Origin of the sequence: Variovorax sp. WS11 (assembly GCF_010499245.1) — a bacterium.
Lineage (GTDB): Bacteria > Pseudomonadota > Gammaproteobacteria > Burkholderiales > Burkholderiaceae_C > Variovorax.
Window position 1 is genome coordinate 538,657 of sequence record NZ_JAAGOW010000005.1, and the last position, 12,920, is coordinate 551,576.

Sequence of the window (12,920 nt, forward strand, 5' to 3'; positions counted from 1 at the left end):
GAAAAATTGCCGGCAACGCCGACCACGCGCGGGCGGTCGAGGCCTCAGACGGCCTCGCTCATGCTGGATTGCGGGTGGATTCGCTCGTGCTCCACATGCTTCAGCAGGTCGAGCGCCACGTCGACGATCATGTCTTCCTGACCGCCCACCATGCGGCGCCGTCCCAGCTCGACCAGGATGTCGACGGTCTTCAGGCCGTACTTCTTCGCAGCCACTTCCGAATGCCGCAGGAAGCTCGAATACACGCCGGCATAGCCCAGCGCCAGGGTCTCGCGGTCCACGCGCACAGGGCGGTCCTGCAGGGGGCGGACGATGTCGTCGGCGGCATCCATCAGCCTGTACAGATCCGTTCCGTGGTTCCAGCCCAGGCGCGCGGCCGCGGCGATGAAGACTTCCAGCGGCGCATTGCCCGCCCCTGCCCCCATGCCCGCCAGGCTGGCGTCCACGCGATCACAGCCCTCTTCCACCGCGACGATGCTGTTGGCAACTCCCAGGCTCAGGTTGTGGTGCGCGTGCATGCCCGTCTGCGTCTCGGGCTTCAGCACATCCTTGAACGCGCGGAACCGGTCGCGCACATCGTTCATGCTCAGCGCGCCGCCCGAGTCCACCACGTAGCAGCAGATCGCCCCGTAGCGCTCCATGAGCTTGGCCTGCTGTGCCAGCGCATCCGGCGTCGTCATGTGGCTCATCATCAGGAAGCCCACGGCCTCCATGCCGAGGTGGCGCGCGTACTCGATGTGCTGCCTCGATATATCGGCCTCGGTGCAGTGCGTGGCCACGCGAACGATGCGCGCGCCCGCCTCGTACGCGGCCTTGAGGTCGTGCACGGTGCCGATGCCCGGCAGCAGCAGCGTCGCGATCTTCGCGTGCTTCACCACGCTGGCCACCGCTTCGATCCACTCGACGTCGGTGTGGGCGCCGAAGCCGTAGTTGAAGCTGCCGCCTTGCAGGCCATCGCCATGGGCGACCTCGATGGAGTCGACCTTGGCCTCGTCCAGTGCCTTGGCGATCTGCCTGGCCTGCTCCACGCTGTACTGGTGGCGGATTGCGTGGCTGCCGTCGCGCAGCGTCACGTCGGAGATGTAGATCTTCTTGCTGAGGTCGTGGCTCATCTCGGTTTCCTTCAGACAGCCACGGCCGCGAGCATGCGCTCGGCCATCGATTCGCCGGTGCGCAGCGCCGCGCTGGTCATGATGTCCAGGTGCCCGCGTAGGCCGGCAGGTAGTGCGCGGCGCCCTCCACCTCCAGAAAGATGGAGGTCTTGAGGCCATGCATGCCTGCGCCCACGCCCGGGATGCGGATGGGGCGGCCGGCTTCGATCCGGTCGAACTGCACCCTCTGCTTGAGGCGGTAGCCCGGCACGTAGGCCTGAACGTCGGCGGCCATGCGCTCGACCGAAGCAGCAATCTCATCCTCGTCGGCGAACTCGCTGAGCGTGTAGACCGTGTCGCGCATCATCAGCGGCGGCTCGGCCGGATTCAGCACGATGATGGCCTTGCCCTTGGCCGCGCCACCCACCACCTCGATGGCTTTTGACGTGGTTTCGGTGAACTCGTCGATGTTGGCCCGTGTGCCGGGGCCGGCGCTCTTGCTGGAGATGCTGGCGACGATCTCGCCGTAGTGGACCTTGGCCACGCGCGAGACCGCCGCCACCATCGGGATGGTGGCCTGGCCGCCGCAGGTGACCATGTTGACGTTGGGCGCGTCCAGATGCGCCAGGCCGTTGACCACGGGAATGCAGTAGGGGCCGATGGCTGCGGGCGTGAGGTCGACTAGGCGGACTTCCGGCTTCAGCTCGCGCAGGAAGGCATCGTTCCTGAGGTGCGCACCGGCCGAGGTCGCGTCGAAGACGATGTCGATGTCGGCGAACACCGGCAGGCGCGAGAGGCCTTCCACGCCTTCGTGGGTGGTGGCCACGCCCATTCGCGCGGCGCGTGACAGCCCATCGGAGGCGGCGTCGATGCCGACCATGGCGCCCATCTCGATGTGGCGGCCGTGGCGCAGGATCTTGATCATCAGGTCCGTGCCGATGTTGCCGCTGCCGATGATGGCGGCCTTCAGCTTGCGATCAGCCACGCTCATGTTCGCCTCGTTCGGTGGTGTTGAATTCGACACGGCCCAGGCCTTGCATCTCGAGCACAACGTGCTGCCCGGGTTCAAGGGCTTCGGCTGCGGTGGCGCCGCCGGCCATCACCAGCCACCCCGCTTGCAGCGGCTCGTCCGCACCTGCGCTCAAGCGCGCGGCGGCAACGAGGGAGCGCAGCGGATTCCCGAGAATCCCCGCGGTGCTCCCGACCTGGCGCGGCACACCGTCGATCGCCAGGATGAGGCCCAGGTTACTGAAGTCTTGCCGCGGGTCGCACCAGGGACCGATCACGTAGCCCGACGACGACGCGTTGTCGGCAATGACGTCCTCCAGCGAGAAGCGGAAGTTCTCGAAGCGGGAATCGATGATCTCCAGCGCCGGTGCAATCGCCACCACCGCATCGAGCGCCTGCGCGAGGCTGGCGCCTGCAGGCAGGGGCTTGCCAAGCAGGAAGGCCACTTCGGGCTCGACGCGCGGATGCACGAACCGGCCGAGCGACACCTGTCCGCCATCTTCTTCGGCCATGGCATCGGTCAGGCGCCCCCAGATCATGTCGTGCACGCCCATCTGGACCATCTTGGCGCGGCTGGTGAAGCCCATCTTCATGCCGGTGCGCCGCTCGCCGCGTGCGAGTCGATGGGCAATTGAAGCCCGCTGGACTTCGTAGGCGTCCTCGACGCTCAGTTCTTCCTCGTGCCCGAACTGCGAGACGGGCTTTGCATGGCGTGCGGCATCGTCGACCCGCTGCGCCAGGCGCGCGATTCGTTGCTGGCTCATGGCTGTTGCTCCTCGAACACTGCGCGTACCGACCCGAGCCCCTGGATGCGGGCCTCGAAGACATCCCCGGGGTTCACGGGAACCATCGGCCCCAGTGCGCCAGTGAGCACCACGTCGCCGGCCTTCAGGCCGCGGCCCAGTTCGGCCATCTTGTTGGCCAGCCACAGGGCCGCATTGAGCGGGTGCCCCAGGCACGCAGCGCCCGCGCCCAGGCTGACCTGCTCGCCCTTGCGCTCCATGACCATCCCCGCCAGGCGCAGGTCCAGGCCGTCCAGGGGCACCGGCGTGTTTCCGAGCACGAACAGGCCGCTGGAGGCGTTGTCCGCCACCGTGTCGACGAAGCGGATGTTCCAGTCGGCGATGCGGCTACCCACGATCTCGATCGCGGGCAACGCGAACGCGACGCCGCGCAGCATCTGCGCCATCGTGATGCCGGGCTCGGGCAGGTCGTGCTCCATGACCAGCGCCACCTCCGCCTCGACCTTGGGTTGCATCAAGCGAGACCAGCGCACCGGCTCGCCATCTGCGATCGCCATGTCGGCGAAGAGCATGCCGTAGTCGGGCTGGTCCACGCCGAGCTGCTTCTGCACCGCCTTCGCGGTGAGGCCGATCTTGCGGCCGACGAGCCGTCCGCCGCCTTGCAGCTTGCGCTCGGTGTTGATTTCCTGCACGGCGTAGGCCTCTTGCGGGCCGAAGCCGGGGAAGGTCTCACGCAAGGGCGCGATGGCCTTGCCGCCGGTGGCGGCGCTCCACAGCGAATCCGCTGCCGCTTCGATGTCGCGCGTTGTCATTGCGCCGCTCCGTTGAACTTGATGCAAACGTTGGAAAGCTCGGTGTAGAACTCGAGCGAGTGAACGCCCCCCTCGCGGCCGATGCCGGATGCGCCGGAACCGCCGAAGGCCGTGCGCAGGTCGCGCAGGAACCAGGTGTTGACCCACACGACGCCCACCTTCAAGGCATTGGCGAAGCGATGGGCCCGGTCGATGTCCTGCGTGTAGACCGAGGCGGCCAGGCCGTAGCGCGTGTCGTTCGCCATCCGGAGTGCCTCGGATTCGCGATCGAAGGGGATGACGCAGCAGCAGGGACCGAAGATCTCTTCGCTGGCCACGCGCGAGCCGTGCGGCAGGCCCGTCCACACCGTCGGCTCGATCCAGGCGCCGTCCGCGAGCGCAGGCGCTACCTTCGGCACGCCGCCGCCATGCACGACCGAAGCGCCCTCATCCCGCGCCAAGGCGTAGTAGCCCAGGACCTTGGCCTGGTGCTCGGTGGAGACCAGGGGCCCGAAATTGGCTTCGGGATCGTCGGGCCGGCCCGGCTTCAGCTTCGCCGCCGCAGCGGCCAGCCGCTGCACGACGGCGTCGAAGACCGGGCGCTGCACATACACCCGCTCGGTGCCGAGGCAGACCTGGCCCGAGTTCTCGAAGACCGAGCGGGTCAGCCCGGCGATGGTCACGTCCAGGTCCGCATCCTCGAACACCACCGCGGCGTTCTTGCCACCGAGCTCCATCGAGACCGGCTTGATGCCTTCCGCCGCCGCCCGCATGATCGCGGCGCCCGTGCGCGTCTCTCCCGTGAACGTGACCGCATCGATGTCCGGGTGCGTGGTGAGGTATTCGCCGGCTGAGTCCGGGCCGAAGCCGTGCACCACGTTGTAGACCCCCTTGGGGATGCCCACGGCGTTCATGACTTCACCCAGGAGCGCCGCCGTGGCCGGCGTCTCCTCCGAGGGCTTGACGACGACGGTGTTGCCGCACGCCAGCGCCGGCCCGACCTTCCATGTCATCAGCAGCAGCGGCAGGTTCCACGGGCACACCACGGCCACGACGCCCTTCGGCCGCCTCGATGCATAGTTCAACGCGGGCTTGCCGTCCGGCGCATGGCTGGCAAAGCTTTCCGTCGGCACATTGCGCACCACATCCGCGAACACGCGGAAATTCGCCGCGCCGCGCGGGATGTCGAGATGCGATGCCAGCGCGCGCGGCTTGCCGGTGTCTGCCACTTCGGCGGCCAGGAAGTCCTCCGCGCGCCGATCGATCTCCGCGGCCAGCGCATACAGCAGGTCGCAGCGTTGCGCGAGCTTGAGGAAGCCCCACGGGCCCTGGAGCGCCTGGCGCGCGGCGCGCACCGCGTCGTCCACGTCCTCGCGCCCGGCCTCGCTGACCTTGTCGATGAGCGAGCCGTCGACGGGATTGATGTCGTCGAAGCTCCGGCCGCCGCTCCCCTCGCGGTATTCGCCGTCGATGAAGTTGAGAATCACGCTCGTGTCTCCTGGAAGTTGATCTCTGGGTCCCCTGCGCTGAGGTACTCCCACATGCGCTCGAAGATGCCGCCGGCATCGGTGGCCCGCCGTTCGCGCTCGGCCGCATCGAACACAACCGATTCGTCCTGCAGGCCGGCCGCCAGCACGGCCAACTCGATTCGCGCCGCGTCCTCGAGGTACCAGGTCAGCACCACCGCCTTGGCCAGCGAGTCGCTCGCGACCAGCACGCCATTGCCGCGCATCACGATGGCGTTGGCGCCTCCCATCGCATCGATCGCCGCGGCGGCCAGTTCATCGTCGCGCACGAGCTGCGGGTCGTCCCACAGGGCCGCACCGGCACCGAAGTAGGCGCCCATGCCATGGCGGGTCCGGGGCGTGCGCCGCGCAGTGCCCAGCGCCATGAGCGAGGGCGGCATCGTGCGCGTCACGGCGCGCACGTGGGCGTGGCGTCTGTAGATCTGCTGGTGCAATCGAACCTCGCCCAGCACGCCCGCCGGCAGCGCGCCGGCCACCGGCACGACGGTGCCCGGCTCGCCGGGAGCGATCAGGCCCATCGGCCGCGCGGCACAGACCAGGAAGCTGTCGTCGTCGAGGCGGACGCTGCAGTGGCCGTAGGCGTGTGCCAGGCCATGGCGCGCCAAGGCGCGGGCGGCGATGCGCAGTTCGCGCTGAACGGCGGGAGCGGCGGCGGTCAAGGCGCTGCTCCTCAGGCGGGGTCGCGAAACTCGGCGATGTCGGGCACCGCGCCCCACATGCAGAACGATTCGTTTCCGCGAGGGAACTGCCGTGGCTGGTAGCTCAGTTCGTCTTCTGCGGTGATCAGGCGCACGCCGGTGGAGTACTCGAAGATCATTCCGTCCGGACCGTAGAAGTAGAGGAAGCGCGCGCCGGAGGTCGGGTGGCGGCCCGGACCGAAGGCGATCTTGATGCCCTTCTTCTGGAGCATGTACCAGGCTCGCATGATGTCGTCCACGCTCTCGACCTGGTGGTTGATGTGCTGCACGCCCGAGCGCGTCGTCGGGAACATGGCCACCTTGTGATGCACCTCGTCGATCCGCAGCAGTGGCGCATCCCCGATGCGGTCGCTCACGCGCGCTCCGAGCACCTCGGTCCAGAAGCGCTCGTCGCGCTGGGGGTCGGTGGTACACAGCCCGACATGGCTCAAGCCCGTGATGCCGGCATCCCGCGACGGAAAGTAGCGGCGCCCGCTGTGGTGGGGGCCGAGCACGAGGTCGATCTTGTTGCCCGTGGGGTCCTTGAAGTGGATGAAGCTGCGCACGTGGCGCTGTTCGCACTCGTCCGCGGAACCGAGGCGCACCTCGACACCGGCGTTGCTGAGTTCCGCGGCGGCCGCGTCCAGCTCGTCGGCGGTGCGCAGCTCGAAGCCCACCGTGTGGTCTGCCGGGTCGCCCTCGAAGTACACCAGCGTGTGGTCGCGACTGTCGCTGCGGAAGTACGAGGCGCCCGCCTCCTGCCGTGCGCGCTCCAGGCCGAGCACCTCGCGCGCGAAGAGGTCCGCCTGGTCGCGCTGCCGGGTTCCGAGGCGCACGTAGCGGATGTCGAGCAGATTGATCACGGCATGTCTCCTTTTTGCTGGGGCTGCAGGCACTGTAGAAAGATCGATGACATTCTGGAAATGAAAAAATAGAATTCGTGATATGCCATTGACACATATCAAGCAGATCCACCGCTCGCGCCCCCTGTCGCGGCAAGTCGATCTCAACCTGCTCGAGCTCTTCGAGACGGTCTATCGCACGCGCAACCTGACCGCGGCCGGATCGCAGCTGGGCCTGACCCAGCCGGCGGTCAGCCGGGGCCTGGGGCGGCTGCGGGAGATGTATGGGGACACGTTGTTCGTGCGGCAGCAGCGCGGCGTCGCTCCGACGCCCTTTGCCGACTCGCTGGTGTCTCCGGTGAGCTCGGCGCTCGAGATCCTCCGCGCCACCGTCAACCGGCCTACCTTCAGCGAGGGCGAGGAGGCACGCACCTTCAGGGTCGCGATGAGCGACGTCGGCGAGCGGCTGTTTCTTCCACGCCTGATGCGGCACCTGGCCGAGGTGGCCCCGCAGGTCGTCGTCGAGGTCGTCTCGCCGAGCCGGGGCGAGCTGCTCGACGGATTGACCTCGGGCCAGATCGATCTCGCGGTGGGCTACCTCAGCGACCTGGGCAAGCAAATGCACCAGCGCCGCCTGTTCCGCGAACGATTCCTGTACGTCGCGCGCAAGGATCACCCCGGCGTCAAGGGCAAGCTGCGCCGCGAACAGCTGCGGGAGCTGGCGCATGTGGTGGCGGGCCCGGTGGGCATGCAGCACGCCGCCGCCGTGGAGAAGGTGCTGTCGGGGACTCGCGTCAAGGCCAAGGTGGCGCTGAGGGTCCACAGCTTCCTGTGCGTCGGACCGATCGTCGCGAGCACCGACCTGATCGGCGCGGTGCCCAGCAACCTGGGGGCAGTGGTCGCACCTCATCTGCAGCTGCAACTGGTGGAGCCGCCGGTGCAGTTCCCGGCCTTCGACGTCTCGATGACGTGGCATCAGCGATTCCATCGCGACCCCGGCAGCGAGTGGCTGCGCGGCGTGTTCGTCACGCTGTTCGAGTCCCTGAGGCTGCCTTTCGAGATCGAGGCGTAGGCGGCGGCGACCCTGTGGATGCCTTGCGGGACGATGACTCTGCACCCGCCTTCCCGAACTTCGCAGTTGCGCACGCGATGCCTGTCGAGTACAAGCTCCCCCACGACCCGTGAGGCCGGCGACCCGCCGGCCGCACGCGCCGCGGAGGCTCGACATGAACTCGGCAGTGCAGCAACGGCGGCGCATCGTTCTCGGCGGCGGTCTCGCGGCATGCTGGCTGCTTGGGCTCGGCGGATGCGGCGGCGGCGGGAGCAACGCGGGCCTGGCGGCCGATCTCGCGCTTGCGGCGGAGGAGGCGAAGCTCCGGGCTGCCCTCGACCAGCTCGACGGGCTCGCTATCGCGATGATGAAGGAGACCGGCCTGCCGGGCCTGGCGGTCGCGGTGGTGCACGGCGATCAGACCGTCTACGCGAAAGGCTTCGGCACGCGGGTCGCCGGGACGAATGCGCCGGTCGATGCCGACACGGTGTTCCAGCTGGCCTCGATGTCCAAGTCGCTGGGAGCCACGGTGGTGGCGCACCAGGTCGGGCTGGGGGCGGTCGCGTGGGACACCCCGGTGCGCCGGCACCTGCCCTGGTTCGAGCTCGCCGACCGCGCCGTGAGCGCGCAGCTCACGATCGGCGACCTCTACGCGCATCGCTCCGGCTTGCCGGACCATGCCGGCGACCGGCTCGAGGACATGGGCTACGACCAGCAGCAGGTGCTGCAGCGCCTGCGCCATCTGGCGCTCGACACCTTCCGCAAGTCCTACCACTACACCAACTTCGGGCTCACCGGGGCCGCCGCTGCGGTGGCCGCTGCCGCCGGCACCGACTGGGCGACGCTGTCGGAGCAAACCCTCTACGGGCCGCTGGGCATGCGCCGGACGAGTTCGCGCTTCGCCGATTTCCAGACGCGGAGCAACCGCGTGGTCGGGCACATCAAGATCGACGGCGCCTGGGTGCCGGGACCGGTGCGCATGCCGGACGCGCAGGCGCCCGCCGCGAGCATCAGCGCGTCGGTCAACGACGTGGCCCGATGGCTGTCGATGATGCTGGGCCGGGGCGTCTTCCAGGGCACGCGCATCGTCGACGCCGCCGCGCTGCAGCCCGCGGTGTCGCCGCAGGCCCTGAGCTCGCCGGCCAGCGGCGACCGGCCCGCGGGCCACTACGGCTACGGCTTCAACGTCGGCACCACGGCGGCGGGCCTGTCCTCGTTCGGCCACTCCGGCGGCTTCCTGCTGGGGACGGGGACGGCCTTCATGGTGGTGCCCGCGACCGGGGTCGGCATGGTGGCGCTGACCAATGCATCGCCGATCGGTGTGCCGGAAATCCTGGAGCAACAGTTCTTTGACCTGCTGCAGTTCGGCGCAATCCAGCGGCCCTGGGAGCAGATCATCATGCCGGCCTTCGAGGCGATGTCCGCCCCCGAGGGCTCGCTGATCGGCGCGGCGCAGCCCAAGCCCCCCAGGCCGCCGCAGAACATGTCGGCGTATGCCGGGCGCTACGACAACGCGTACCACGGCCCGCTGCAGGTGGTCGCGGAATCAGGCGGACTGGCGCTGGTGCTGGGGCCCGCGCCCCTGCGGCTGCCGCTCACGCACTGGGATGGCGACGTCTTCACCTTCACGCTCTTCAACGAGAACGCCGCGCCGGGCACCCTCTCGAAGGCCAGCTTCGCGGGCAACCGCGTGACACTCGAGTACTACGACCGCGAGCAGCTCGGGACCTTCCTGCGCGCCGGGGCGTGAGCGCCTGACACAGCGCGAAGAAGCTTTTGCGTAGGCGCGGCCGAGCCTGGATGAGGCGCTGGCCTCCTCGCAACAGGCTCGTGACACCTTGGAGCTGCAGCTCAAAGAACACGCGCTCGAGGCGCATCGGGTGCGCACGAGCCTGGATGACGAAATCAAGCGCCTGACCGCCCTCCTCTCCCAGGCGGGCGAAATTCAGGAACGCGAGGCGCCCGGAGTCCGCCTGACCACGGAGTCGGCACACCGGCGATCAGCTGGCGATCATCATTCGCGTGCAGGTGGCCATAACCTGGCCGTATGCACAAGGGCCAGCACCCAGACCGTTTCCTGCTCAATCTCGTAGACCAAGCGATAGCTTTCATGCGGTACCAGCTCGCGGGTGCCGGAAATCCTTCCAATCTTGCCTAACTTCGGGTGGGCAGCAAGCCTGGCGGCCGCATCGCTGAAAAGCTGGTCCATACGGACGGCCGCATGCGGGTTGTCAGCTGCAATGTAGTCCCACACATCGGCCCGGTCCTGTTCTGCCTCTGGTGTCCAGACAACCCTCATGCTTGGCGCGTCACACGTGCACGTCGGGTCGCAAATGTGGTTTCAACCTCCGCATTCGAACGGCCACGGCCAGCCCGCATCGAAACCCGGCCATCCTCGACTTTGCGGCGCAAGAACTCATCGTATTCCCGCTGCTGGCGCTGCTGCTGGATGAAGTCGCGCATCAGTTCGCGCATCACCTGCGATGCCGGCCGATGGCTTGCCTCGGCCTCGGCCATGAATTCGGCACGCAATTCAGGTTCAAGCTTCATTGTGAACACGGCTTCTTTCGACATGGTGTCACCCTATGAATGAAGTATTGACGTAGTATATACAAATTCATCACCCAAAAATAGGTGATCGCGAAGCTCACAAAGCAAGCTGAGCTGACAGCTACGCTGCCATGCAAAGGTGATCACTTTCGGGTGTAGAAAGATGCGCTTTGCTCCGAGAGGCTTTTGCTGGAGCGGGTTCCGGCACGTCGGCGCACGGTCTGGAACGGAGCTCCAGGCACGCGAAGACGCCCCTGGCCGAGTCGCAGACAGTGCCGATCGCCGCGACGGCATCGGCTTGAAATTTCCTTCGGTCGCATGCTCCAAATGCCTACGCAGCAAGCCCCGGTGGGCGTCAAGACTGGAATCACATCCAGACCGAAAGAGACCCAAGACGAAAGGAAAGGCTTGTGACATGCAAATACATCCGCCCGGAGGGGGACGCGCTGGGCATGAGGGCTTCATCCAGGCATGCATGAGGCGCACGAGTTCAAGTTCTTCCGCGCCGGCGGTGTGGACCAAGTCCTGATCCGCAAGGGGTCCGACATCGCACACATCGGTGAACTCGACCAGAAGCTCTGGGTGGCCCTCGCTTGCCCGACGCGCGGCATCGAGTTCGACACCCGCACGCTCGACCTCATCGACACCGACGACGACCGGCGCATTCGGCCCCCGGAGCTCATCGCCGCCTGCGAATGGGCGTGCGCGCACCTGCGCAACGCTGACGAGCTGATCGAGGGAGGCGACAGCATCGCACTGGGCTCGTTTTGCGAACCCGGCGCGGACGGCTTCTCGCTGGCGGACGAAGCCCGCCACGTGCTGCGCCTGCTGCACAAGGAGGACGCGAGCGTCATCACTCTCGACGACGTCGCGCGGCGCAGCGACATGCTCGCCGCCATGCGCTTCAACGGCGACGGCATCGTCACCCCCGAGACCGCAATCGACGAGCCGGTCCGCCGCACGCTTCAGCGCATCGCCGACACCCACGGCAGCGTGAAGGACCGCAACGGCCACGACGGCATCGACCGCGCACGCGCCCAGGCCTTTTTCGCCGAGGCCGAGGCCCTGCGCCGCTGGCAGGCCGGCGACGGCAGCGCGGCCTGCAGCGGCGGGCACATGCTGGAGGCCGCCGAGGCAGTGTGCGTCGTGCGCGACAAGGTCGACGACTTCTTCGCACGCTGCCGCCTCGCGGCCTATGACATCCAGGCCGTGCCGGCCCTGAACGCCTCGACCGAGACCTACGAGATGCTGTCCGCGCAGGAACTGACACTCGAGAACCAGCGCATCGCCGCATTGCCCCTGGCACCCATCGCCCCTGGACGCACGCTGCCGCTGCGCACAGGCGTGAATCCGGCCTGGGCCCAGGCACTGGCCACTCTGCAGCAAAAGGCCGTCGTGCCGCTGCTGACCAACACCGACGACGATCACATCGACGAACGCGCGTGGGTCGAACTCCAGCGCCGCATCGAATCCTGCCGGGCCTGGCTCGCGGCCAAGCCGGTGTCACCGCTTTCAGACCTGGATGGCGCGGCCATCGCCGCGCTGCTGGCCACGCAGAGCGCCGTGATGGCGCTCATCGACGAGGACGAAGCAGCCGAGCCGCACAACGCGCGCCTGCGCGACCTCGAAAAGCTGCTGCGCCTGAAGCGCGACCTGCGCCAGATGCTGGAGAACTTCGTCTCCTTCAAGGCCTTCTACCGTCGCGAGGGCGCGATCTTCCAGGCCGGCACGCTCTACCTCGACAGCCGCAGCTGCGATCTCACCGTGCGAGTGGACGACGTCAAGCAGCATGCGGTGCTGGCGGGCCTGGCCAAGACCTGCCTGGCCTACTGCGAGTGCCGGCGCGGGGGCGAGAAGATGAACATCGTCGCGGCCTTCACCTCGGGCGATGTCGACTTTCTCTTCGCGGGCCGCAACGGCGTTTTCTACGACCGCCAGGGCCGCGACTGGGACGCGACCATCACGCGGCTGATCGAGAACCCGACCAGCGTCGCCCAGGCCTTCTTCTCGCCCTACAAGAAGTTCGTTCGCATGATCGAGGAACAGGTTGCCAAGCGTGCCGCCGCCAGCGAGGCCGGTGCGCAAGGCGCGCTGGGTTCGCTGGCCACGAGCATCGCGACCGCCGACAAGCGCGCCGCGCCCGGCGCCGCGCCGGCCGCAACGGCACGCCTTCCCGGCAGCCGCATCGACGTGGGCACCGTGGCCGCCATCGGCGTCGCGATGGGCAGCATCAGCGCCGTGCTGGTGGCGCTGTTCAGCAAGTTCATCGATCTGGGGCAATGGATCCCGATCGCCATCGCAGGTGTCGTCCTCGCCATCTCCGGCCCGAGCATGCTGATCGCCTGGCTCAAGCTGCGCCAGCGCAGCCTGGGGCCCATCCTGGATGCCAGCGGCTGGGCCATCAACGGCCGGATGAAGGTCAACGTGCGGCTCGGCGCCTCGCTGTCGAAGACCGCGCACATCCCGCGGCACGCGGTGCGCGTGCTGCGCGATCCCTACGCCGAGCGCCGCGGGATGCGGGGCGCACTCGCTGCGCTGGCGCTGGTGGCCGTGGTCGCGGTGCTGGCGTGGCAGCTGGATCTGCTGGACCGGCGATTGCCGCCCGCGCTGCAGCACACGCCGGCGACCGAAGGCAACTGAC

The 12,920-nt window shown here is 67.9% G+C and carries 11 protein-coding genes and 1 pseudogene; 3 read left to right on the forward strand and 9 right to left on the reverse strand.

The genetic code is table 11. From position 1 onward, the window contains the following. Positions 1-44 precede the first annotated feature (44 nt). The 7 genes and pseudogenes from dmpG to GXN78_RS37105 all read right to left on the reverse strand — a co-directional run bounded on the left by dmpG (position 45) and on the right by GXN78_RS37105 (position 6,699). Complete coding sequence (dmpG, locus tag GXN78_RS37075) at positions 45-1,112, reverse strand: 4-hydroxy-2-oxovalerate aldolase (RefSeq protein WP_106558802.1); 1,068 nt, start codon at positions 1,110-1,112, stop codon at positions 45-47. 11 nt (positions 1,113-1,123) lie between these two features. Continuing rightward, positions 1,124-2,082, reverse strand: a pseudogene (locus GXN78_RS37080) (acetaldehyde dehydrogenase (acetylating)). Then, entirely contained in the window at positions 2,069-2,863 is a 795-nt protein-coding gene (locus GXN78_RS37085) for a fumarylacetoacetate hydrolase family protein (protein WP_106558803.1), read from the reverse strand. The pseudogene GXN78_RS37080 and the gene GXN78_RS37085 overlap by 14 nt, the downstream one beginning before the upstream one ends. Continuing rightward, positions 2,860-3,654 (reverse strand): 2-keto-4-pentenoate hydratase, encoded by a 795-nt coding sequence (gene mhpD, locus GXN78_RS37090; protein ID WP_106558804.1) that lies wholly within the window; start codon positions 3,652-3,654, stop codon positions 2,860-2,862. Before mhpD ends, GXN78_RS37085 begins: the two co-directional genes overlap by 4 nt. Continuing rightward, positions 3,651-5,120 (reverse strand): 2-hydroxymuconic semialdehyde dehydrogenase, encoded by a 1,470-nt coding sequence (locus GXN78_RS37095; RefSeq protein WP_106558805.1) that lies wholly within the window; start codon positions 5,118-5,120, stop codon positions 3,651-3,653. Before GXN78_RS37095 ends, mhpD begins: the two co-directional genes overlap by 4 nt. Continuing rightward, positions 5,117-5,818, reverse strand: coding sequence for a class II aldolase/adducin family protein (locus GXN78_RS37100; RefSeq protein WP_219910095.1), 702 nt, complete (start codon positions 5,816-5,818; stop codon positions 5,117-5,119). The genes GXN78_RS37095 and GXN78_RS37100 overlap by 4 nt, the downstream gene beginning before the upstream one ends. Positions 5,819-5,829: 11 nt before the next feature. Then, complete coding sequence (locus GXN78_RS37105) at positions 5,830-6,699, reverse strand: VOC family protein (protein WP_106558806.1); 870 nt, start codon at positions 6,697-6,699, stop codon at positions 5,830-5,832. A gap of 82 nt (positions 6,700-6,781) precedes the next feature. Here GXN78_RS37105 and GXN78_RS37110 point away from each other — a divergent pair, with 82 nt between their 5' ends. Together GXN78_RS37110 and GXN78_RS37115 are read left to right on the forward strand one after the other, a co-directional pair. Continuing rightward, positions 6,782-7,750, forward strand: a complete 969-nt coding sequence (locus GXN78_RS37110; protein WP_106558807.1) for a LysR family transcriptional regulator — start codon at positions 6,782-6,784, stop codon at positions 7,748-7,750. A gap of 154 nt (positions 7,751-7,904) precedes the next feature. Then, a complete protein-coding gene (locus GXN78_RS37115; RefSeq protein ID WP_106558808.1) occupies positions 7,905-9,479 on the forward strand; it encodes a serine hydrolase in 1,575 nt (524 codons plus the stop codon). Positions 9,480-9,743: 264 nt separating this feature from the next. On the opposite strand, the gene GXN78_RS37120 is transcribed toward GXN78_RS37115, so the two are convergent. Beyond that, a complete protein-coding gene (locus tag GXN78_RS37120; RefSeq protein ID WP_106558809.1) occupies positions 9,744-10,028 on the reverse strand; it encodes a type II toxin-antitoxin system RelE/ParE family toxin in 285 nt (94 codons plus the stop codon). Then, positions 10,025-10,303, reverse strand: a complete 279-nt coding sequence (locus GXN78_RS37125; protein WP_106558810.1) for an antitoxin of toxin-antitoxin stability system — start codon at positions 10,301-10,303, stop codon at positions 10,025-10,027. Before GXN78_RS37125 ends, GXN78_RS37120 begins: the two co-directional genes overlap by 4 nt. A gap of 447 nt (positions 10,304-10,750) precedes the next feature. Between GXN78_RS37125 and GXN78_RS37130 the strand changes: the two genes are divergently transcribed. Continuing rightward, on the forward strand, positions 10,751-12,919 hold the full coding sequence (locus GXN78_RS37130; protein WP_106558811.1) for a hypothetical protein: 2,169 nt from the start codon (positions 10,751-10,753) through the stop codon (positions 12,917-12,919). Position 12,920 lies beyond the last annotated feature (1 nt).